Here is a 23,237-nt window from a genome sequence, read left to right on the forward strand (position 1 = left end):
TCGGTTTCAAATCGAGACAGCGGGGCTGGCACGCCGTTTGATCGCGGCGGGGTCGCAGAGGAGGTTCCATGGTGCTTTCGCGGCGCGGTTTCCTGGCTGCCGGCCTGACAGCCCCGGCATGGTTTCACCTGCCGGCCCGTGCGCAATCGGCAGCGCCATCCCGCGGCGGCCCGCTTGGCCATTTCGGCCTGGACGCCGCCCAGTTCGGATTGCGGCCGGGCGCTTCGGAGGATCAGTCAAGCCGGCTCCAGGCGGCATTGAATGAAGCGGCAAAGCGCAATGCCCCGCTCATGGTTCCAGCTGGGCGCTACCGACTTGCCTCAGTGCGCCTGCCGGACGGCGCGAACATCGTCGGGATGCCCGGGCAGACCCTCCTCGTGACTGCAAATGGCAATCCGCTGTTTGTCGCCAACAATATCGCTCGCGCAAATCTGACCGGCCTTGCCTTCGACGGGCTCGACATCCCTTCGCCGCAGCGCGACGGCCTCGTCGCCTGCAACAATATCGGCGCGATCACGATCTCGGACTGCGACTTCGCCAAGGCCGGGTCGGTCGGCCTGACCCTGCACCGCTGCGGCGGGCGCATCGTGGCAAGCCGCTTCCGCGGCATGCGCGATTCCGCCCTGTTCTCGTTCGACTCGGCGGGCCTCGTCATCGAGCAGAACGATATCGAGGATTGCGGCAACAATGGCATCCAGATCTGGCGGAGCCAGGCCGGCGACGACCGCTCGATCCTGCGCGGCAATCGCGTCAGCCGCATTCGCGCCGATGCAGGCGGCAACGGGCAGAACGGCAATGGCATCAGTCTCTACCGCGCCGGTGGCGTGATCATCGAAGGCAACCAGTTGCGCGACTGCGCCATGACCTTCATCCGCAACAATTCCGGCTCCGGGGTGCAGATCCTCGGGAATCAGGGCCGCCGCTGCGGCGAAGTCGCGCTCTATGCCGAATTCGCCTTCGAAGGCACGATCATGGCGAACAACCTGGTCGAGGACTGCGCCCAAGGCGCCAACATCACCAATCTCGACCATGGTGGGCGGCTCGCCGTCTTCGCCAACAACATCATTCGCAACGCCAAGCGCGACCTGCCGCCCAATGGCGGGGAGCCGGTCGGCGGGATCGGAGTCCATGTCGAGGCCGAGGTGGCCGTGACCGGAAACGTGATCGAGAATGCGAGCGAGATCGGCATCTCGCTCGGCTGGTCCTGGGGGATGCGCAACCTGGTGGCGACCGGCAACATCGTGCGCAAGGCCGGCATCGGCATAGCCGTCTCGCTCGTGCCGAAGGAGCGCAACGCCCTGATCGCGAACAACGTCATCGACGAGGCACGCAATGGCGCCATCGTCGGCACCGAATACGGCAAGCCGGTCACGGGCGACCTCGCCAGGGCGCCCGACGCGAAGGCGGCCGGCGTCAGGATCGAGAACAACGCCGTGCGCTGAGATATCTCAGGCCGCGGGGGCCCGGATGCGCCCGACTTCGATGCCGTTCCAGTTCTTCAGTACGGTTTCGCGCAGCGGCGCGAAGGCGGCCTGCGTCGCCTCGTCCATCGGCAGGAAGCGGGCGATCAGCGCGCCGAGCGCGACTTCCGCGGCACGGCCAGCGCCGTCATCGCATTTCAGCGCGATGCCATAGCCCAGCTCCGGCAGGGCAGCGCAGTAAACGCCTTCGGCGCCAGTCTTGGTGAAGGCGCGGGCGCCGAGCAAGCTCATCAGCCGCGTGTCGTAGCGATCAGTGCCAGCCACCATGAAAGGATGGGCCGCTGCGGCGGCGCGAATGCGCGCGGCGGCCTTCGCCCGCTCGGGGCCAAAGCCGTGGCCGGTGCCGAGGCGCGCAAAGCCCAACGCCAGCGCCTTCAGGGGTACAGCATAGGAGGGAATCGAACAGCCATCGATGCCCATGCGCTCGCTGGAATGCTCAGCGCCGGTCACCTCCTCGAGGGCGCCGCGCACCGCCCGCTGGACGGCATGCCCCTGCTTCACATAGCCGGCCGGATCCTCATCCAGGCTGCAGGACAGGCAGACGAATCCGGCATGCTTGCCCGAGCAATTATTGTTGAGCGCGCTCGGCTCGGCGCCCGACTTGGCCAAGGCCCGCGCCACCGAGTCATTCATCGGCCAATGCGCCCCGCATTCGAGGCAGCCGGCATCGCGGCCTGCCTTCTTCAGCATCGCGAGCGAGGTCTCGGCGTGCAGCGGCTCGCCTGAATGCGAGGAGACCGCGAGCGCGATCTCCGCCTCCGTCAGGCCGTAGCGGTCGGCCGCGCCGCTTTCCAGCAAAGGCAGCGCCTGGATCGCCTTCACCGCCGAACGCGGAAACACAGGCCGCTCGATGTCCCCCACCGCGAAGACCACTCCACCATCGGCATCGACGACGATCGCAGACCCCCGATGGCGCGATTCGACGACATTGCCGCGCGTGACTTCGGCGAGGACGGGGTTTTCCATGGCGACCTCCAGATTCCGCTTGCTGCGGATTGCCGCTTTTGGCGCCGGGCGCGCCACCTGTCAAAAGCGCTGGCGGAAACCGCGAACGGCTGCCACCGTACACCCATCAGCCGTGCCACCGCCGAGCAGGATACCGATGTCGCCGGACTACGAGACCGAATACAACAACCGCGCCCGCGTGCCGGAGCATCCCGGCATCATCGCCGGCTGGCAGGCCGACGCCGCCGCCTACAGGGCGACCGCGCTGTGCGAGCTCGGCGTCTCCTATGGCGAGGGCGAGCGGCAGCTCTACGATCTGTTCAAGCCGGAGACGATCCGCGGCAACGCGCTGGTGATGTTCATCCATGGCGGCTACTGGCAGGCGCTCGACCGGAGCTTCTTCTCGCATATGGCGCGTGGGCTGAACCAGCTCGGCCTGCCCGTGGCGGTCGTGGGCTACGATCTCTGCCCGCAGGTCCATCTCGGGCATATCGTCTGGGAGCTTCAGCAGGCAGCTGCCGCGCTCTGGCGTCGCTTCGGCCTGCCGGTCGTCGCGACCGGCCACTCTGCCGGCGGGCATCTCAGCGCCTGCACGCTCGCTACCGACTGGAAGAATGTCGGCGCCGACCTGCCCGAGCATCTGGTGCCCGCCGCCTATGGCATTTCCGGCCTCTACAACCTCAAACCCCTGACCGAGACGAGCATCAACAAGGCCCTCGGCCTCAGCATGGAAGCGGCCGAGCTCGAAAGTCCGCTATTCTGGTCGGCGCCGTCGCGGCTGACGATGGACGCCGTAGTCGGCGGCGAGGAGAGCGCCGAGTACCACAAGCAGAGCCGCCGGATCGTCGATGTCTGGGGGCTGGAAGGCGTGACGACGCGCTATGAGGAAATCCCCGGCGCCAATCATTTCACCATCATCGCCGGGCTGACGGAGCCGGACAATCCGATGACACGGCGCATCGCGGCGCTCGCTGGCGCTTGATCTCTGCGCAGAGGGGATCGCCTGCGCCGAAGCATCGGTCTCGCCCGAAAACCGCATTTCCCTTTTCGGGCCGATGCCTTATCCAGACCGCATCAGAGTTTCGGAGCGCGCGATGCAGACCTTCTTCGTCGAGATCAAATGCAAGCTCGGCAAGACCTATGAGGTCGCCAGCGAACTGGCCGATCGCGAGATCGCCTCGGAGATCTACTCGACCGCCGGCAACTACGACATCCTGGCCAAGTTCCATGTCGGCGCCGACGTCGATATCGGGCATTTCGTCGCGCAGAAGGTGCAGTCGATCCCCGAGATCGCGGACACGCACACGATCATCACCTTCAAGGCCTTCTGAGCCGCGCTCGCATTCGAGCCTTCGATTCAACCAGCGCATCTTCTGATTCAAGGCTGCGTTTCCTGAGTCGTGCCAACGGGTTGTCGCAGCCTGCTCACAGAGCGATTCACCTCTTTCACGGATTGATTCAATCGGCCGCGGCCTGATCTTTGCCTTGCTGCGGCCACCGAGGCATCCTGACCGCTTGACGCCGCATGGCCTTTCGCGCGACCAGCATCCTTCGGACTGCAGGGACCACCGCGCCATGAAAAGCACGCTTTCCTCCGATCTGCGCTCGGGCGCGCTCGTCTATCATCGCCAGCCCCGGCCCGGTAAGTTGGAGATCCAGGCGACCAAGCCGCTCGGCAACCAGCGCGACCTCGCCCTCGCCTATTCGCCCGGCGTCGCCGCTGCCTGCGAGGCGATCGTCGACGACCCGTCTCAAGCGGCCGAACTCACCTCACGCCAGAACCTCGTCGCCGTCATCACCAACGGCACGGCCGTGCTGGGCCTGGGCGACATCGGCCCGCTGGCTTCCAAGCCGGTGATGGAAGGCAAGGCGGTCCTGTTCAAGAAATTCGCCGGCATCGACTGCTTCGACATCGAGGTCGAGCAGAAGAACATCGAGAAGTTCGTCGAGGTCGTCGCCGCACTGGAGCCGACCTTCGGCGGCATCAACCTCGAGGACATCAAGGGGCCGGAGTGCTTCGAGATCGAGGAGCAGCTCAAGGCCCGCATGAAGATTCCGGTCTTCCATGACGACCAGCACGGCACCGCGATCATCGTCGGCGCGGCCGTCCTGAACGGCCTCGACCTCGCCGGCAAGAAGATCGCCGACGTCAAGATCGTCGTCTCCGGCGCCGGCGCGGCCGCTCTCGCCTGCACCAACCTGCTCGTCGAGCTCGGTGCGCAGCGCAAGAACATCTGGGTCACCGATCTCGAAGGCGTGGTCTACCAAGGCCGAAACACGCTGATGGATCGCTGGAAGGAGGTCTATGCGCAAGAGACGGACGCGCGCACGCTGGCCGACGTGATCGGCGGAGCCGACATCTTCCTCGGCCTGTCCGCCGCAGGCGTGCTCAAGCCCGAGATGGCCAAGAGCATGGCGCCGAAGCCGCTGATCCTGGCGCTCGCCAACCCCAATCCCGAGATCACGCCCGAGGACGCGCTCGCCGTGCGTCCCGACGCGATGATCTGCACCGGCCGCTCGGACTATCCGAACCAGGTCAACAACGTCCTGTGCTTCCCGTACATCTTCCGCGGCGCGCTCGACGTGCAGGCGACGACGATCAACGAGGCGATGAAGCTCGCCGCGGTGCGCGCCATCGCGGCGCTCGCCCGCGAGGCCTCCTCGGATGTGGCGGCGCGCGCCTATGGCGGCGAGACCTCGACCTTCGGCGCGACCTCGCTGATCCCGAATCCGTTCGATCCGCGCCTGATCATGCGCATCGCCCCGGCCGTGGCGGAAGCCGCCATGGTGACCGGCGTCGCGCGCAAGCCGCTGGTCGATGTCGAGGCTTATCGCGAGCAGCTCTCGCGCTTCGTCTTCCGCTCCGGCTTCATCATGAAGCCGCTGTTCCAGCAGGCCAAGGCCGACCCCAAGCGCGTCATCTACGCCGAAGGCGAGGATGAGCGCGTGCTGCGCGCCGCCCAGGTCGCGCTGGAGGAAGGCCTCGCCATCCCGATCCTGATCGGCCGCCCGAGCGTGATCGAGACCCGCATCCAGCGCTTTGGCCTGTCGCTGAAGCCGGGCGTCGACTTCCAGGTGGTCAACCCCGAGGACGACCCGCGCTATCGCGACTACGTCCAGACCTATCTCGACATCGCCGGCCGGCGCGGCATCACGCCAGAGGCGGCGCGCGCGCTGGTGCGCACCAACAACACGGTGATTGCCGCGCTCGCGGTGGCGCGTGGCGAGGCGGATGCGATGATCTCCGGGCTCGAAGGCCGGTTCATGTCGCGTCTGCGGCACATCAAGGACATCATCGGCCTGGCGCCCGGTGTCTGCGATATCGCGGCCATGACGCTGATCATCACCAACAAGGGTGCCTTCTTCCTCTCCGACACCCATGTGAAGCACGATCCGAGCGCCGAGGAGATCGCGGACATGACCGTGCTCGCGGCGAGCCATGTCCAGCGCTTCGGCCTCGACCCCAAGATCGCTCTGCTCTCGCATTCGGATTTCGGCGCGGCCGACACCCCGAGCGCGCTGAAGATGCGCAATGCGCTGAAGCTGATCCGCGAGCGCGCGCCGCATCTGGAGTGCGACGGCGAGATGGAGGTCGAGACGGCCCTGGTGCCGCTGATCCGCGAGCGCGTGCTGCCCTCCTCGACTCTGAAGGGCATGGCGAACGTCCTGATCTTCCCGAACCTCGACGCGGCGAACATCGCCCATCAGTTCGCCAAGGTGCTGGCGGATGCGCTGCCGGTCGGCCCGATCCTGATCGGCACGGCCAAGCCCGCTCATATCCTCACCAGCTCGGTGACGGCACGCGGCGTGGTCAACATGACGGCCGTGGCGGTGGTAGAGGCCCAGGAGAGATCCGCGGCAGCCGGTTGATCGGCGCGATGCCCCTGCCACGCGCTCTACTGGCCATCACGATCGGTCTCTGCCTGGCCGCGACGGCGACACCGGCACAGGAGCCGCTGCGCGAGGAGCCCGGTTTCCTGCGCGTCCAGATCGATGGCCGCGTAGCTCGCCTCGAAACCCTCGTCGTCCGCCCCGATCGCGCGTCGGGCCGTCTGCCGCTCGCGCTGATCACGCATGGCAAGGCGCCGAGTCATACGAGGATGGGCGATCTGCGCGCCGTCGGTTACGCGGCCATCGCACGCGACCTCGCCCGCCGGGGCTGGATCGCCGCGGTCGTCGTCCGGCGCGGTTTTGGACAATCGGACGGCCCCTTCTCCACGGAAGGTGCGGGTTGCGGCCTGCCCAACATGGTGCCGCGTTTCGAAAGCGACGCAAAGGAGCTCGAGGCCGCGCTCAAGGCTTTGACAGAGCGACCCGACGTCGCGCCCGACCGCGTCATCGCCTTGGGTGAATCGGCGGGCGGCGCCGCAGTCATGGCGCTGGCCCAACGCAAGCCGCCCGGCCTGAAGGCCGTGATCAACGTCGCCGGCGGGCTCGATCTCAGCGACTGCGTCGAGAAGGGCCGGGACGCGCTCGTCGCGACCGTCCGGCACTGGCCGTGGAAGGATACCGTGCCGCAGCTCTGGGTCTATGCCGGCAACGACGAGCTCTTCCCGCCGTCCCTCGTCGACCGTATGCGGGGCGCGGCTCTCGACCGTGGCGGCGATGTACGTCTCATTGCGTTGCCGGAGGTCAAACCACGCGGCCATGCCGCCTTGCAGAACGGCAGAGCCCGCTTCGTTTGGCTCCGGGAGATGGACACTTCTTTGCGCGCCTGGAATCTGCCGACCCATCCTCCGGAACGGCCGAAGACGGAGTTCGACCGCATCGGCCTCGAAGGACGTGCTTCGGTGTTCGAGAACTATTTCAGCGCGCCCGGTGAAAAGGCGATGGCCGTCAGCCGAACCGGCAAGAGCTTCACCTACCGCTACGGCGAAAAGGATCTCGAGGCGGCCCGTCGCAACGCGCTGTCCGATTGCGGCAAGAAGGCCGAGGATTGCCGCCTGGCTTTCGAGAACGACCAAGCCGTCGACGCGCCCTAGCGCAGGATCGGCTTTTCCGACTTGGCAGACTCACTCAGGCGGGTTCTACTTCCCTCCGTCGGGCATCGCTCGCAACGACGCCCGGTCAAGGGAGGTTGCCATGCTCGACGTCACGCGCCGCACCGCTCCTCTGGCATTCGCCGCCATCCTGGCCGCAACCCGCGCCGAGGCGGTCCAGAGCCGGATCGTCTTCCACCGGGGCAATGACGGCGACCCCGAAACGCTCGATCCGCACAAGACCTCCACCGTCGCCGAAGCGCATCTGCTGCGCGACCTGCGCGAAGGCCTCGTCATCCACAATATGAGGGGCGAGGTCGTGCCCGGCGTCGCCGAGAGCTGGACGATGAGCCCGGACGGCAAGAGCTGGCGCTTCAACCTGCGCCCCAACGCGAAATGGTCGAATGGCGACCCGGTACGTGCCGCCGACTTCGTCTACTCCTTCCGCCGTATCCTCGATCCGGAAACCGGCGCGCGATACGCCAACCTGCTCTATCCGATCCGCAATGCCGAGCCGATCCACAAGGCGTCGACCGGCTCCGCCCTCGACGATCTCGGCGTGGTCGCTTCCGGCGAGCACGTGCTGGAGATCGCGCTCGAACGGCCGACGCCCTATCTGCTCGAGCTTCTGACCCATCAGAGCACGCTGCCCGTCCATCCCGCCAGCACGGCCAAGGCTACGCAGGAACCGGGGCGCCCAGAAAACTGGATCACCAACGGCGCCTACATGCTGAAGGAGTTCGCCCCGAATTCGCATATCCGCCTCGATCGGAACCCCCATTTCCACGACGCCGCCAATGTGAAGATCGACACGGTGATCTTCTATCCGGCCTCCGATCTCGTGGCGGCGGCCCGGCGCTTCCAGGCCGGAGAGTTGCATCTGACGACAGACATTCCGGCAGACCAGTTCAAGCAACTGCGCCAGAAACTCGGAGACCAGGTTCGGATCGGCCCCTATCTCGCGACCTATTTCCTGATCCTCAACAGCGCCAAGCCGCCCTTCGACGATGCCCGCGTGCGCCGGGCTCTTTCGCTGCAGATCGACCGCGAATTCATCGCCGACCGGGTCTGGGGCGGTACGATGCTGCCGGCCTATGGGGTGGTGCCACCCCATATCGGCAATTACGGCGAGCGGGCCGAACTCGATTTCCGGCACAATTCGGTGCTGGAGCGTGAGGAGGAGGCCAAGCGTCTTTTGGCCTCGGCCGGCTTCGGCAACGGCTTTCCGCTGCGGATCGAATACCGCTTCAACACGACCGACAACAACCGCCACACCGCCGAGGCGATCGCGGAACAGTGGCACGCCATCGGTGTGGAGACCCGCTTCGTCGAGACCGACTACCGGACGCATTTCGCCTATCTGCGCGAAGGCGGCGATTTCGACGTCGCCCGCTACGGCTGGATCGGCGATTATTCGGACCCGCAGAACTTCCTGTTCCTGTTCCAGAGCGACAATGTCGGCTTCAACATCGGCAAGTACGGCAACCCGCAATTCGACGCGCTGATGAAGCTCGCCGCCGACGAACTCGACATCTCCAAGCGCGCCGTCATCCTGCGCGAGGCCGATAGCATCGTCATCAGCGAAGAGCCCTGGATTCCGGTGCTGCACTATTCGACCAAGAATCTCGTCTCGCCGAAGCTCGTCGGCTTCGAGCAGAACCTGCGCGGTGCGATCCCGACGCGGTTCCTCAGTCTGAAAGCCTAATACTGCGCCCTGCGCCAGACGCCGGGCCGTTTCCCTGCCTTGATGCTCGCAAGCGCCGCGAAGCTCCGCTAGGAAGAGCGCGTCCTTTTCCCACCCAGCGGGTCCGCAGCGATGAGCCGTATCGTCTATGTCAATGGCGCCTACCTCCCCGAGGAAGATGCCAAGATTTCCGTGTTCGATCGCGGCTTCATCTTCGGTGACGGCATCTACGAGGTTTCGGCCGTGATCGGCGGCAAGCTCGTCGACTGCGAGGCGCATCTGGCCCGCCTCGAGCGCTCCTGCGGCGAGATCCGGCTTGCCCTGCCCTGGTCGAAGACCGAGCTCGTCGCGATCCATGAGGAGCTGATCAAGCGCAACAACCTCGACGAAGGCGGCATCTATCTGCAGGTCTCGCGCGGCGCGGCCGATCGCGACTTCCCCTTCCCGAAGGATGTCGCGCCTACGCTGGTGATGTTCACCCAGGCCCGCAATTTCGTGAACGCGCCGACGGCCAAGACCGGCATCAAGGTCGTCTCGACGCCCGACCTGCGCTGGGCCCGCCGCGACATCAAGAGCGTCAACCTGCTCGCGCCCGTGCTCGCAAAGCAGTTCGCGCTGGAGAGCGGCGCGCAGGAGGCCTGGCTGGTCGAGGACGGCGTGGTGACGGAGGGCGCCTCCTCCACCGCCTGGATCGTCAAGGGCAAGACGCTGATCTCGCGCCCGCTTTCGAACAAGGTGCTGCCGGGCATCACCCGCAAGGCGGTGCTCGCCTATCTCGCGGAATCCGGCTTCGCCTTCGAGGAGCGCGAATTCACGCTTGAGGAGGCGCTCGATGCCGAGGAGGCCTTCATCACCTCCGCGACCAGCCTCGTCATGCCGGTAACCTCGATCGACGGCCACACGATCCACAACGGCGCCCCCGGCCCGACCGCGCTGCGCCTGCGCGAGATCTATATCGCCTACGCCCGCAAGGGCGGCGTCCTGGGCTGAAATCGCAGGCCACCGCGTATCTCGGCGTCATGCTCGCCCCTGTGGCGAGCATCCACGCCTTGAACGCCGCCCTCGACGACGAAAGACGTGGATGGTCGGGACGAGCCCGACCATGACGGGTGGCGCTAAACGGTGCCCTCGGGCCGGCCTGCCAGCTCCCCCATCACATAGGTCGCGGCGACATTGCGCTCGTCGCCGAGCGTGACGAGCACGAACAGCTCCTCCGCCAGATCGCGCACCGTCTCCATGCGATGCGCCATCGCGCGTGTCGCCCCGGTGTCGAGCACGACGACATCTGCCTCGCGGCCGGGCTCGAAGCTTCCGAGCAGATGGTCGAGGCCGAGCGCGACGGCATTGCCGCGCGTGATCGCATGTAGCGCCGCGAAAGCGGAAAGCGACTGACCCTGCAACTGCAGCACCTTGTAGGCCTCGGCCATGGTCCGCAGCATCGAATAGGAGGTGCCGCCGCCGATATCGGTCGCGACGGCGACCTTCACGCCGTGCTGCCGGGCATGGGCCCAGTCGAACAGGCCTGAGCCGAGGAAGAGGTTCGAGGTTGGGCAGAAAACGGCGACCGCGCCGGTTTCAGCAAAGGCCCGCCATTCATTGTGGGTCATGTGGATACAGTGCCCCATCAGGCTCTTAGGCCCGAGCAGCCCGTAGCCCCGGTAGATGTCGGCATAGTCGGCCGCCTGCGGAAAAAGCTCGCTGGCCAAGGCGATCTCGGCCCGGTTCTCGTCGATATGGGTCTGGACATGGCAGCCGGGATGTTCCGCGGCGAGCCTTCCTGCAGCCGCCATCTGCTCGGGGGTCGAGGTGATCGCGAAGCGCGGGGTGATGGCATACAGCTGCCGGCCCTTGCCGTGCCAGCGCGCGATCAGCGCCTTCGAATCGCGATAGCCGCTCTCGGCCGTGTCGGTCAGCGCCTCCGGCGCGTTGCGGTCCATCATCACCTTGCCGGCGATCATGCGGGTATTGCGGCGCTGAGATTCGGCAAAGAAGGCTTCGGCCGATTGCGGATGGACCGAGCAATAGACTGCCGCCGTGGTCRTGCCGTTGGCCAAGAGCTCGTCGATGAAGAAGCGCGAAAGCTTCTCCGCATGTCCCTGCTGCGCGAGCTTCTGCTCCTCGACGAAGGTGTATTTGTTCAGCCACTCCATCAGTTGCGCGCCGTAGGAGGCGACAACTTGCGTCTGCGGCATGTGGATGTGCGCGTCGATGAAACCCGGCATGATCAGATGCGGGCGATGGTCGACGATCTCGGCATCGGCCGGCAGCGTCTGCAGCAGCTTCCTCGCCTCGCCCGCCGCTTGGACCATCCCGTTCTCGATGACCAGCAGCCCGTCGGCGACATAGCGATGCGCAGCCTCGCCTGCTGCCTCCGGATCATCGACGAACCAGAGCAGGCGGCCACGCAGGGCGCGCAGGGCGGCGAGTGCAGTCACGGCGGGCAACTCCGGCACAATTCCACATCACATCTGCACCAAATCGAAGCTTCCGGCCAAGCGCGGATCGTGCCTAATCTGCAGGCATGAAATGGCTATGCGAGCGGAGCGGGCGGGATGCGTGAGACCTTGCGCTTCCTGCTCGGCGACAGGTTGGTCGAACTCGACCGCTGCGACCCGACTTTGACTGTGCTCGACTGGCTGCGCCTCGACCAGCGCATGACCGGCACGAAGGAGGGCTGCGCCGAAGGGGACTGCGGCGCCTGCACCGTCGTCGTCGGCCGGCTCGACCGCGGCAATCTGCGATATGAGGCGATCAACGCCTGCATACGCTTCCTGCCGACGCTGGATGGCTGCCAGCTCCTGACCGTCGAGCATCTGAAGAGCACGGATGGCAGCCTCCACCCGGTGCAGCAGGCGATGGTGGAATGCCACGGCTCGCAATGCGGCTTCTGCACGCCAGGCTTCGTCATGTCGTTGCTGGCGCTCAGGCTTAACGAGGTTGAGCCGAGCACCGGGCGCATCGAGGATGCTCTGGCCGGCAATCTCTGCCGCTGCACCGGCTACGAACCGATCATCGCCGCAGGCCGCCGCATGGACGAGATCGCGCCACGGGAGGCCGATCGCTTCCTGCAGGAACGCGGGGCCGTGGCGAACAGACTCACCGCGCTGAACGATACCGAAACGCTGGCCTTGCAGGGCGAAGGCGGGCGCTTCTACGCCCCGGCGACGGTCGAGGCGCTGGCCAATCTGATTGCCGCGCATCCGCAGGCGACGTTGGTCGCCGGCGCGACTGACGTCGGGCTCTGGGTCACCAAGGCCATGAAGCGCCTCGACCCGGTGATCTATCTCGGACGCGTAGAGACTCTTCGCGCGATCACCGATGAGGGCGATCATCTCCGCTTCGGCGCGATGGCCGGCCATATCGACGTCCGCGCAGCGCTGGCCGGGCTTTCGCCGCAGCTCGACGAATTGATGCGGCGCTTCGGCGGCGAGCAGGTGCGCAACGCCGGCACGGTCGGCGGCAATATCGCCAATGGTTCGCCGATCGGCGACCTGCCGCCGGCCCTGATCGCGCTCGGTGCGACGCTGGTGCTGGCGCGACGCGCCGAGGCCGGCATCGAGCGCCGCGTCATACCGCTCGAACGCTTCTTCCTCGACTACCGCAAGCAGAACCGTCGCCCGGGCGAATTCGTCGAGGCCGTGCTGGTGCCGAAGCTGGCCCCCGGGATGCTCTTCCACGCCTCCAAGGTCTCGAAACGCTTCGACGAGGATATCTCGGCCGTCTGCGGTACCTTCCGACTGCAGCTCGGCCCGGATGGCCGCATCGGCGAGGCCCGCCTCGCCTATGGCGGCATGGCCGGCATCCCGAAGCGGGCGGCGGCTGCCGAGGCCACCCTGGTGGGCCGCGCATGGGACGACGGGGCCGTCGCAGCCGCCGTCGCCGCGCTGGCGCAGGATTTCACACCGCTCGACGACATGCGCGCCTCGGCGCATTATCGGCTGAAGATCGCCGGCAACCTCCTGCGCCGTTTTCTGATCGAGACGACGCAGCCCGCGACCGAAACGCGGGTCGCCGGCCTGCTGGCGGAGGCCGCTCATGGCTGACGCACGCCACAAGCTCGATATCGCGCTGGAGAGCGGCCCTGTGGGCAGCGCCCGCATCCACGACTCCGCGCCCAAGCATGTCGCGGGCGAAGCTGTTTATATCGACGACATCGCCGCGCCCGAAGGGCTGCTGCACGCCTATCTCGGCACGAGCGCCATCGCCCATGGCAAGCTCATATCGCTCGATCTCGCGGCGGTGCGTGCCGCGCCGGGCGTCGTCGCCGTGCTGACAGCGGAGGACATCCCCGGCGCCAACGACATCTCCTCGACGCATCTGCATGACGAACCAGTCTTCGCGACCGAGAACATCCTGTTCCACGGCCAGCCGCTCTTCGCCGTGGTGGCAGAGACGCGCGAACAGGCGCGCCACGCCGCGACGCTGGCAAAGGCGGAATATGCCGAGGAAGAGCCGCTGATCGATATCGCAGCCGCGCGTGAGGCCGGTGCCAAGCTCGTCACCGCGCCGCTCAAGCTGGAGCGCGGCGATGTCGCGGCCGCGCTCGCGGAGAGTCCGCGCCGGCTGAAGGGCTCGATGACGATCGGCGGGCAGGAGCATTTCTATCTCGAAAGCCAGGTCGCGCTGGCGATCCCCGGCGAGGACGAGGACATGGCCGTGCTGGTCTCGACCCAGCATCCGAGCGAGGTTCAGCACATGGTCGCCGCCGTGCTCGGCGTCGGCTCGCATGCGGTGACGGTCGAGGTCCGGCGCATGGGCGGCGGCTTCGGCGGCAAGGAGACGCAGGCCAATCTCTTCGCCTGCGTCGCCGCGCTCTGCGCCCGCAAGCTCAAACGGCCGATCAAGCTCCGGCCCGACCGCGACGACGACATGGCGATCACGGGCAAGCGCCATGATTTCGTCTGCGACTACGAGATCGGCTTCGACGACGAAGGCCGCATCCATGCGCTCGATGCCGTCTATGCAGCGCGCTGCGGCTGGAACGCGGACCTGTCGGGGCCCGTGACCGACCGCGCCCTCTTCCACATGGATAATTGCTATTTCTACCCGGCGGTGCGCGCGCGCTCCGAGCCACTCTTCACCAACACCTGCTCGAACACGGCCTTCCGGGGCTTCGGCGGCCCGCAGGGCATGGTCGGCGCCGAGCGCTTCATCGAGGAGGTCGCCTTTGCGACCGGGCTCGACCCGCTGGAGGTGCGGCGGCGCAATCTCTATGGCGGGGCAGGCCGCGACGTCACGCCCTATCACCAGACGGTCGAGGACAACATCGCGACCGAAATCATCTCCGAACTGGAGCGGCGCTGCGACTACCAAGCGCGCAAGACGGCAATCCGCGAGGCCAACGCAACGAGCCCCATCGTCAAGCGCGGCATCGCTCTGACGCCGGTCAAGTTCGGCATCTCCTTCACCGCGACCTGGTTCAACCAGGCCGGCGCGCTGGTGCATGTCTATACCGACGGCACGGTCGCGCTGAACCATGGTGGCACCGAGATGGGGCAAGGGCTCTACATCAAAGTGGCGCAGGTGGTGGCCCATGCCTTCGGCATCGGGCTCGACCAGATCAAGATCACCGCGACGACGACCGGCAAGGTGCCGAACACCTCGGCCACCGCCGCCTCGTCCGGCTCCGATCTCAACGGCATGGCAGCGCTCGATGCCTGCGACACAATCAAGAAGCGGCTCACTGAATTCGCCGCCAAGAACTGGCAGGAACAGCCGGAGGATATCGCCTTCCTGCAGGGGCGCGTGAAGATCGGCGCTCGCGAGATCGCCTTCAAGGAACTTGTCGCCGCCGCCTATATGGCGCGCGTCCAGCTTTCGGCGACGGGCTTCTACGCCACCCCCAAGATTCATTGGGATCGCAAGGCCGGGCGCGGCCACCCCTTCTATTATTTCGCCTATGGCGCCGCGGCTGCCGAGGTCGCGATCGACACGCTGACCGGCGAATACAAGGTCGAGCGTGTCGACATCCTCCATGATTGCGGGCAGTCGCTGAACCCCGCGATCGACAAGGGCCAGATCGAGGGTGGCTTCGTGCAGGGCATGGGCTGGCTGACGACCGAAGAGCTGGTCTGGGACAAAAGGGGCAGGCTCTGGACCCATGCGCCCTCGACCTACAAGATTCCCGTCGCCTCCGACCGGCCGCGCATCTTCAACGTCCACCTGCTGGAGAATGCGCCGAACCGCGAGCCGACGATCCACCGCTCCAAGGCGGTCGGCGAGCCGCCGCTGATGCTGGCGATCTCGGTTCTGCATGCGCTGTCGGATGCGGTTGCAAGCGTGAGCGACTACCGGATCTGCCCGCGCCTCGATGCGCCGGCGACGCCCGAGCGGGTGTTGGATGCAGTGGAGCGAGTCCGGGCGGAGGCTGGGCGATGAGGTTCGGAACCTCCCCGGTCATTCCGGGGCTTCGCGCAGCGGAGAGCCCGGAACCCATAACCGCCGACGACGTTCGCAAGAGCGTCACGGTGCCTGCCCTTTCCTTCTCGACCTGTGGTTATGGGTTCCGGGCTCAGGCCTGCGGCTTGCCCCGGAATGACGGGGGAGCAGCACCATGACCCTCGCAGCCTTCCTTGATGTCCATCAGCGCGAAGGCGTCGTGCTCGTCCGGATCGAAGCGGCGGAAGGCTCCACGCCGCGCGAGGCCGGCGCCTGCATGGCCGTGAGCCCCGGCGCCATCGCCGGGACGATCGGCGGCGGGCAACTCGAATTCCACTGCATCGACCTCGCCCGGCACATGCTGAGCGAGGGCGCCGAGGACCAACTGCTCGACATTCCGCTTGGCCCGCAGATGGGACAGTGCTGCGGGGGGCGGGTCCGTGTTTCGCTGCGCCATGCCGGCACGGCCGAGATCGCCCTGTTCAGCGCCCGCGAGAAAGCGGAGGCAGCGGCGCGGCCACCGGTGCTGATCTACGGCGCCGGCCATACCGGCAGGGCCCTGGCCCATGCGCTGGCGCCCCTGCCCTTCTCGGTTTCGCTGATCGACGATCGCGACGACGTCATGGGCGGGCTGCCAGCCGCCGTCACCTGCATCCGCATGGCCGATCCCGTCGATGCGGTCGCGAGCGCTCCGGCAAAGGCCGCCTTCGTCGTGCTCTCGCACAGCCACGCGCTGGACTACCGGCTGACCGAGGCGGCGCTGGCGCGCGGCGATGCGGCCTATGTCGGCCTGATCGGCTCGGCGACCAAGCGCGCCCGCTTCGAGGCGAGCTTTCTGCGCAGCGGCGGCCGGCGCGAGGCTCTGGCTCGATTGACCTGCCCGATCGGCGGTTCCGATGTGGACGACAAGCGCCCGGAGGTGATCGCGGCCTTGACGACGGCCGAGCTGGTGCGTTGCTTGCTTGGCCGCCGGGAACCGGCGAAAGGGAGACTCCCGAGACATGAATCAGCCGCGTGAGCAGGAAGTGCCGCCGCGGCTGGCGCTCGCCCATATCTCCAAGAGCTTTCCGGGCGTAAAGGCCAATGAAGACATCAGCCTGAGCGTCAGGCCCGGCGAGATCCACGCCCTGCTCGGCGAGAACGGCGCCGGCAAGTCTACCCTGGTCAAGATCATCTACGGCGTGCAGCAGGCCGACGAAGGCACTATCCACTGGAATGGCTCGGCCGTCTCGATTCCGTCGCCCAAGGCGGCGCGCAAGCTCGGCATCGGCATGGTGTTCCAGCATTTCTCGCTGTTCGACGCGATGACCGTGATCGAGAACATCGCGCTCGGSCTCGACGARGCSGTGGATCGCGAGGAGCTGAAGCGTCGCGTCGCGGCGATCCTGCAATCCTACTCGCTGCCGCTCGATCCGGAGAGAGAGGTGCATACGCTCTCGGTCGGCGAGCGCCAGCGCATCGAGATCGTGCGCTGCCTGCTGCAGAAACCGAAACTGCTGATCATGGACGAACCCACCTCGGTGCTGACGCCGCAGGAGGTGGAACGACTGTTCGCGACACTCAGACAGATCGCAGCGGAAGGCTGCTCGATCCTCTACATTTCGCACAAGCTGCATGAGATCAAAGCGCTCTGCGACAGCGCCACCATCCTGCGCGGCGGGCGCGTCGTGGCGACCTGCGATCCGAAGATCGAGACAACCAAGCGCATGGCCGAACTGATGATCGGCGCGGAGCTGCGCAAGATCGAGCACGGCAAGACGGCCGGCAGCGGCGCTGTCCGATTGGAGGCAAAGGGGCTTTCGCTGCCGGGCGAGCCGCCTTTCGGCACCGATCTGGAAAATGTCTCGTTCGAGGCGCGGGCCGGCGAGATCCTCGGTATCGCCGGCGTCGCCGGCAACGGACAGGCTGAGCTATTGACCGCGCTCTCGGGCGAGCAACTCGCCGGCAGGGCCGAGGCGATCAGGCTCGACGGCAAGGCCATCGGCCTGGAGGGCGCCGGGACGCGCCGGGCGCTCGGCCTCGCCTGCGTGCCCGAGGAGCGCAACGGCCATGCGGCTGTGCCGGATTTCTCGCTCGCCGACAACGGTGTCCTGACCGCGCGCCACAGGCTTCCATTGGCGCCGCACGGCTTCATCAGCCGGGGCGCCGTCCGGCGCTTCGCCGATGGCGTCATCAAGCTCTTCGATGTCAGGACCACCGGCAATGCCGCGCTCGCCCGCTCGCTCTCGGGCGGCAATCTGCAGAAATTCATCATGGGCCGCGAGATCGGCCAGCAGCCGGCCGTGCTCGTGGTCTCGCAGCCGACCTGGGGGGTCGATGCGGGCGCCGCCGCCGCGATCCGGCAGGAACTCGTCGACCTCGCCGCCAAGGGCTCGGCTGTGGTGGTGATCTCGCAGGATCTCGACGAATTGCTCGAGCTTGCCGACCGGCTCTGCGTCATCAATGAAGGCCGGCTCTCGGCGCCGCGCCCGGTCGCGAGCCTCGGCATCGACGAGATCGGCCTGATGATGGGCGGCGTCCACGGCGCGGAGGGAGCCGTTCATGCTTGAATGGCGCCGCCGCCGCGAGCCGAGCACGCTGATGCTGGCCTTGAGCCCGTTGATCGCGATCGGTCTGACCATGCTGCTCGGCATGATCGTCTTCACCGCCATGGGCTATGACGGCTTCCATGCGGTCGGGAGCATTTTCCTGACGCCGTTCCTGGAGCCGCAGCGCTGGGCCGATATCGGCGTCAAGGGCGCGCCGCTCATCATGATCGCGCTTGGGCTGGCCATCGGCTTCCGCGCCAATGTCTGGAACATCGGCGCGGAGGGGCAATACATCATGGGCGCCATCGCCGGTACCGGCGTCGCGCTCGCGACCTACGACATGACCGGCTGGTGGATCCTGCCCGCCATGGTATTGGCCGGCATCCTCGGTGGCATGGCCTGGGCCGCGATCCCCGCCTTCCTGCGCGTCAAGCTGCAGGTCAGCGAGATCCTGACCAGCCTGATGCTGACCTATGTCGCGGTCCAGTTCCTGTATTTCCTCGTGCGCGGACCGTGGAAGGACCCAGACGGCTTCAATTTCCCGCAAACGCGGATGTTCACCGCCGACCAGACGCTGCCGACGGTGCTCGAAGGCTCGCTCGTCCATCTCGGTATCCCGGTCGCGCTCGTCCTTGCCGTCATCGCCTGGCTGCTGATGGAGAAGACCACCGCCGGCTACGCCATCAAGGTCGTCGGCCTCGCGCCCGCCGCCGCCCGCCATGGCGGCTTCAGCGCCGCACGCACGACCTGGGCGACGCTCCTGATCAGCGGCGCGCTCGCCGGCCTCGCCGGGCTGTTCGAGGCAGCCGGCCCCTTCGGGCAGCTCACCCCGCAATTCCCGGTCGGCTACGGCTTCACCGCGATCATCGTCGCCTTCCTCGGCCGGCTCAATCCGCTCGGCATCGTCTTCGGCGGCCTCGTGCTGGCCGCGACCTATGTCGGCGGCGAGATCGCGCAATCGACGGTTCGGCTGCCGCAGGCCGCGACCGGCATGTTCCAGGCCACGCTGCTGTTCATGCTGCTCGCGACGGACGTGCTGGTCCGCTGGCGGATCGCCTTCAAGCGGAGGGCGGCGTGATGCGTTTCGCGACGGAACCTCGCCGTCATTCCGGGGCGGCCCGCAGGGCCGAGCCCGGAACCTATGAACACCGGCCAAGCCGAAGGGATCGCCGGGTTCGAGCTAGCATATCTGGACAAGAACCTGTGTTCATGGGTTCCGGGCTCATCGCTTCGCGATGCCCCGGAATGACGAGGTGGAGCGCATGACCTCCGCCATGCTCGTCTCCATCCTGATGACGCTGATCGCGGCTTCGACGCCGCTGCTGCTCGCGGCGCTGGGCGAGCTCGTCGCCGAGAAGGCAGGCGTGCTCAACCTCGGCGTCGAGGGCATGATGCTGTGCGGCGCGGTCGCCGGCTTCGCCGTCGCCTTCTCGACCGGCAGCACTGGCATTGGCCTCGTCGCGGCCGCCTGCGCCGGTATCGCTGCCTCGATGGTCTTTGCCGTGCTCGCCCTCTCGCTGATGGCCAATCAGGTGGCGACGGGCCTCGCGCTGACGATCTTCGGCATCGGCGCCTCCTCCCTGATCGGCGCCGGCTTCGTCGGGCGCACCGTGACGCGCCTGCAGCCGGTGTTTCCGGCGGCGCTTTCGGAACACCCGCTGCTGCGGGTGATCTTCGGCCACGACATCCTCGTCTATCTCTCGCTGGCACTCGTCGCAGGCGTCAGCTTCTTCCTGCGCCGCACGCGGCCCGGCCTTATTCTGCGCGCTGTCGGCGAGAACGATGCCTCCGCCCACGCCATCGGCTATCCCGTGATCGCGATCCGCTACGCGGCGATCGCCTTCGGCGGTGCGTTGGCCGGGCTCGGCGGCGCCTATTTCTCGCTGGCGCTGACGCCGATGTGGGCGGACCGGCTGACCGCCGGACGCGGCTGGATCGCGCTGGCGCTCGTCGTGTTCTCGGCCTGGAAGCCGGGGCGACTGCTGCTCGGCGCCTATCTCTTCGGTGCCGTGATGACGCTCGAATTACAGGCCAAGGCCGCCGGCGTGACCTGGCTCGCGCCGGAGGTGCTGGCGATGGCCCCCTACCTTGCGACCATTGCGGTTCTGACCATGATGTCGCTAGGACGAAAGACCGGCCGGCTCGACGCGCCTGCCTGCCTCGGCAAACCTTTCTCGGCGTCCTGACGCCGCATCCGACAACGGGGAGTTTAGGACATGACCAGCATCATCACCCGCCGCAGGCTGACCTTCGGCGCAGCCGCCGCCACCACCCTGCCGATCCTCGGCCGGGGCGCCTCGGCACAGTCGCCGCTCGGCGTGGGCTTCATCTATGTCGGCCCGATCGGCGACCACGGCTACACCTGGACCCATGACCAGGGCCGGCTCGCGCTCGAGAAGGAATACGGCGCGAAGATCAAGACCAGCTTCATCGAGAACGTCGCGGAAGGCCCTGATGCCGCCCGCGCGCTGCGCCAGCTCGCCCAGGCCGGCAACCAGCTGATCTTCGCGACCTCCTTCGGGTTCATGAACCCGACGATCCAGGTCGCCAAGCAATTCCCGAAGATCAAGTTCGAGCACGCCACCGGCTATATGCGCGCCGAGAACGTCGCCACCTACAATGCGCGCTTCTATGAGGGCCGCGCCGTGATCGGCACCATCGCCGGCCACATGTCGAAGACCGGCCAGGCCGGCTACGTCGCCTCCTTCCCGATCCCGGAGGTGGTGATGGGCATCAACGCCTTCCATCTCGCCGCTCGGAAGGTGAACCCGAACTTCAAGACCAAGGTCGTCTGGGCCTCGACCTGGTACGACCCCGCCAAGGAAGCCGACGCCGCCAAGGCGCTGATCGACCAGGGCGCGGACATGATCACGCAGCACACCGACTCGGCGGCTCCGCTGCAGGCGGCCGAGCAGCGCGGCGTCTTCGCCTTCGGCCAGGCCTCCGACATGAAGGCCTTCGCGCCGAAGGCCCATCTCACCGCCATCGTCGACGACTGGTCGGGCTACTACATCAAGCGCGTCAAGGACGTCATGGACGGCAGCTGGAAGACCGGCGACGTCTGGGGCGGCCTGAAGGCAGGAATGGTCAGGATCGCGCCGTACAACGACGCGGTCACGCCCGCGGCACGCGCGGCCGCCGACGAGGTGATCAAGAGCATCTCGGCCGGCACGCTGCACCCCTTCACCGGCGAACTGAAGGATCAGAAGGGCGAGGTTCGCCTCAAGGCCGGCGAGACGGCGAGCGACGAGATGCTCTCCAAGATGGACTGGTACGTGGACGGCATCCAGGCCTGATTCCGCGCTCCATCGCCGCCGGCGGGCTTGCTCCCGCCGGCGGCGCGATTCGCAGATCCTTGTTTGCCTTTCACCGTCAGGAAATGGTCCCGGGAGTGCCTACCCCCGTAGAAATCGGCATTATCGGCCCTATTATCGACGGAACGAAGCCGTTTCCTGTGCGTATCTACCGCCGCGGGCATCGTCTTTCCGCGGTAACCGTGGCAACTGCGTGAGTTGCGCGCCGCGAATAGCATCCATGTGTCGCGGTCGCTCGTGTCGGAAACGAGCATGAACGGCCGTAGTCCAGCACGCGACGCCTGAAGCACCTTCTCAAGGAGGATTTCATGACCAAGAACGAACTGATCGCCGCCATCGCGGATGAGACCGGCAAGACGAAGGCGGACGTCTCCGCCATCCTGGCCTCTCTCGGCACGACCGTCGCCAAGACACTCAAGAGCGGCGACGACGTCACGCTCGGCGGCATCGGCAAGCTCTCCGCCGCCAAGCGCGAGGCCCGAGAGGCCCGCAATCCGTCGACCGGCGCTACCATCAAGGTTCCGGCCAAGACCGTCGTGAAGTTCAAGGTCACCAAGGACCTCGCCGACGCGGTGGCGTAACGCCATCCATCGGGATCGAGCGGCGTTCGCGTTCCCTAGCGCGAACGCCGCTTGAGTCTCGCCGTCATGCTCGGGCTTGACCCGAGCATCTCTTCGACGAGATTCTCGGGTCTACGCTTCGCTCCGCCCGAGAATGACGCTGGCTCCATGTTCCTTCGCCTCTTCACCGATCTGCGCGCCGCCAAGGTCCCCGTGACCCTGCGCGAATATCTGACGCTGCTCGAAGGCGTCGAGGCCGACCTCGCCGAGCACAAGGTCGACGAATTCTACTATCTCGCCCGCGCTACGCTGGTGAAGGACGAGCGCCATCTCGACAAGTTCGACCAGGTCTTCGCCCAGGTGTTCAAGGGCATGGAGACGCTGGGCCAGGCGATCGAGGAAGCCGGCATTCCCGAGGAATGGCTGCGCAAGCTCGCCGAGAAATTCCTGACCGACGAGGAAAAGGCGCAGATTGATGCGCTGGGCTGGGACAAGCTCTGGGAGACGCTGAAGCAGCGGCTCGCAGAGCAGAAGGACCGTCACCAGGGCGGCAACAAATGGATCGGCACCGGCGGCACCTCACCCTATGGCGCCTATGGCTACAATCCCGAAGGCATCCGCATCGGTCAGGACAAGAACCGCAATTTCCGGGCGGTGAAGGTCTGGGACAAGCGCGAGTTCAAGGATTTCGACGACACGCGCGAGCTCGGCGTGCGCAACCTGCGCGTCGCATTGAGGCGGCTGCGCCGCTTCGCCCGTACGGGCGCGGCCGAGGAACTCGACCTCGACAACACGATCAGCGAGACGGCCAAGCACGGCTATCTCGACGTCAAGCTGCGGCCGGAGCGACGCAACGCCGTGAAGGTGCTGCTCTTCCTCGATGTCGGCGGCTCGATGGACTGGCATATCGAGCTGGCCGAGGAGCTGTTCTCGGCGGCGCGGGCCGAGTTCAAGCATTTCGAGCATTTCTACTTCCACAACTGTCCCTATGAGCGCGTCTGGAAAGAGAACCGCCGCCGTCACGACCAGATCATCCCGACTTGGGACGTGCTGCGGACCTATCCGGCCGATTACCGCCTCGTCTTCGTCGGCGATGCCTCGATGAGTCCCTACGAGATCGCGATGCCCGGCGGCTCGGTCGAGCACTGGAACGAAGAGGCCGGCGAGGTCTGGATGAACAGGCTGGTGAACAAGTTCCCGAAATCGGTCTGGCTCAATCCGGTCCAGCAGCATCTGTGGAACTATACGCAATCGATCCGTCAGATCGGCGGGTTGATGGGCGGACGCATGTTCCCGCTGACGCTCGACGGCCTCGATGGTGCGATGAGAGTTCTGGCGCGCTGAACCACGACGATCGGCCCGCTTCCC

At 66.6% G+C, this 23,237-nt stretch carries 18 protein-coding genes; 16 read left to right on the forward strand and 2 right to left on the reverse strand.

The genetic code is table 11. The features are described 5' to 3' along the window. Positions 1–68 precede the first annotated feature (68 nt). Positions 69–1,442 (forward strand): TIGR03808 family TAT-translocated repetitive protein, encoded by a 1,374-nt coding sequence (locus AC1DDA_RS04420; RefSeq protein ID WP_476794792.1) that lies wholly within the window; start codon positions 69–71, stop codon positions 1,440–1,442. 6 nt (positions 1,443–1,448) lie between these two features. On the opposite strand, the gene AC1DDA_RS04425 is transcribed toward AC1DDA_RS04420, so the two are convergent. Further along, positions 1,449–2,447, reverse strand: a complete 999-nt coding sequence (locus tag AC1DDA_RS04425; RefSeq protein ID WP_476794793.1) for an asparaginase — start codon at positions 2,445–2,447, stop codon at positions 1,449–1,451. Between the two features lie 136 nt (positions 2,448–2,583). Between AC1DDA_RS04425 and AC1DDA_RS04430 the strand changes: the two genes are divergently transcribed. From AC1DDA_RS04430 to AC1DDA_RS04455, 6 genes are all read left to right on the forward strand, one after another. Then, complete coding sequence (locus tag AC1DDA_RS04430) at positions 2,584–3,408, forward strand: alpha/beta hydrolase (protein ID WP_476794794.1); 825 nt, start codon at positions 2,584–2,586, stop codon at positions 3,406–3,408. A gap of 112 nt (positions 3,409–3,520) precedes the next feature. Beyond that, positions 3,521–3,757 carry an Lrp/AsnC ligand binding domain-containing protein gene (locus AC1DDA_RS04435; protein WP_066610093.1) on the forward strand — a complete coding sequence of 79 codons (237 nt, stop codon included), beginning with the start codon at positions 3,521–3,523 and terminating at the stop codon, positions 3,755–3,757. A 244-nt stretch (positions 3,758–4,001) separates the two neighbouring features. Next, a complete protein-coding gene (locus AC1DDA_RS04440) occupies positions 4,002–6,296 on the forward strand; it encodes an NADP-dependent malic enzyme (protein WP_476794795.1) in 2,295 nt (764 codons plus the stop codon). 8 nt (positions 6,297–6,304) lie between these two features. Further along, a complete protein-coding gene (locus AC1DDA_RS04445) occupies positions 6,305–7,408 on the forward strand; it encodes an alpha/beta hydrolase family protein (protein WP_476794796.1) in 1,104 nt (367 codons plus the stop codon). A 100-nt stretch (positions 7,409–7,508) separates the two neighbouring features. Beyond that, entirely contained in the window at positions 7,509–9,110 is a 1,602-nt protein-coding gene (locus AC1DDA_RS04450) for a peptide ABC transporter substrate-binding protein (RefSeq protein ID WP_476794797.1), read from the forward strand. Between the two features lie 111 nt (positions 9,111–9,221). Next, the gene (locus AC1DDA_RS04455) at positions 9,222–10,079 is read left to right on the forward strand and encodes a D-amino-acid transaminase (RefSeq protein WP_476794798.1); all 858 of its coding nucleotides are present in this window, start codon (positions 9,222–9,224) and stop codon (positions 10,077–10,079) included. A gap of 125 nt (positions 10,080–10,204) precedes the next feature. Here AC1DDA_RS04455 and guaD read toward each other — a convergent pair whose 3' ends face one another. Then, positions 10,205–11,524 carry a guanine deaminase gene (gene guaD, locus AC1DDA_RS04460; RefSeq protein WP_476794799.1) on the reverse strand — a complete coding sequence of 440 codons (1,320 nt, stop codon included), beginning with the start codon at positions 11,522–11,524 and terminating at the stop codon, positions 10,205–10,207. A gap of 117 nt (positions 11,525–11,641) precedes the next feature. Between guaD and xdhA the strand changes: the two genes are divergently transcribed. The 9 genes from xdhA (at position 11,642) to AC1DDA_RS04505 (ending at position 23,213) form a co-directional block, all read left to right on the forward strand. Then, positions 11,642–13,132, forward strand: a complete 1,491-nt coding sequence (xdhA, locus tag AC1DDA_RS04465; protein WP_476794800.1) for a xanthine dehydrogenase small subunit — start codon at positions 11,642–11,644, stop codon at positions 13,130–13,132. After that, positions 13,125–15,467: a xanthine dehydrogenase molybdopterin binding subunit gene (gene xdhB, locus AC1DDA_RS04470; RefSeq protein WP_476794801.1), complete on the forward strand. Its 2,343-nt coding sequence runs from the start codon at positions 13,125–13,127 to the stop codon at positions 15,465–15,467. Before xdhA ends, xdhB begins: the two co-directional genes overlap by 8 nt. Before the next feature lie 175 nt (positions 15,468–15,642). Then, positions 15,643–16,485 carry a xanthine dehydrogenase accessory protein XdhC gene (gene xdhC, locus AC1DDA_RS04475; RefSeq protein WP_476794802.1) on the forward strand — a complete coding sequence of 281 codons (843 nt, stop codon included), beginning with the start codon at positions 15,643–15,645 and terminating at the stop codon, positions 16,483–16,485. Then, positions 16,469–18,016, forward strand: coding sequence for an ABC transporter ATP-binding protein (locus AC1DDA_RS04480; protein ID WP_476794803.1), 1,548 nt, complete (start codon positions 16,469–16,471; stop codon positions 18,014–18,016). The genes xdhC and AC1DDA_RS04480 overlap by 17 nt, the downstream gene beginning before the upstream one ends. Beyond that, positions 18,009–19,073, forward strand: coding sequence for an ABC transporter permease (locus tag AC1DDA_RS04485; RefSeq protein ID WP_476794804.1), 1,065 nt, complete (start codon positions 18,009–18,011; stop codon positions 19,071–19,073). The genes AC1DDA_RS04480 and AC1DDA_RS04485 overlap by 8 nt, the downstream gene beginning before the upstream one ends. Positions 19,074–19,257: 184 nt before the next feature. After that, positions 19,258–20,181 carry an ABC transporter permease gene (locus AC1DDA_RS04490; protein WP_476794805.1) on the forward strand — a complete coding sequence of 308 codons (924 nt, stop codon included), beginning with the start codon at positions 19,258–19,260 and terminating at the stop codon, positions 20,179–20,181. A 30-nt stretch (positions 20,182–20,211) separates the two neighbouring features. Beyond that, positions 20,212–21,291 (forward strand): BMP family ABC transporter substrate-binding protein, encoded by a 1,080-nt coding sequence (locus AC1DDA_RS04495; protein WP_476794806.1) that lies wholly within the window; start codon positions 20,212–20,214, stop codon positions 21,289–21,291. 326 nt (positions 21,292–21,617) lie between these two features. Beyond that, a complete protein-coding gene (locus AC1DDA_RS04500; RefSeq protein ID WP_265052451.1) occupies positions 21,618–21,890 on the forward strand; it encodes an HU family DNA-binding protein in 273 nt (90 codons plus the stop codon). Positions 21,891–22,037: 147 nt separating this feature from the next. Continuing rightward, on the forward strand, positions 22,038–23,213 hold the full coding sequence (locus tag AC1DDA_RS04505; protein ID WP_476779825.1) for a vWA domain-containing protein: 1,176 nt from the start codon (positions 22,038–22,040) through the stop codon (positions 23,211–23,213). Positions 23,214–23,237 lie beyond the last annotated feature (24 nt).

This window comes from Allobosea sp. 10N428, from assembly GCF_056394545.1.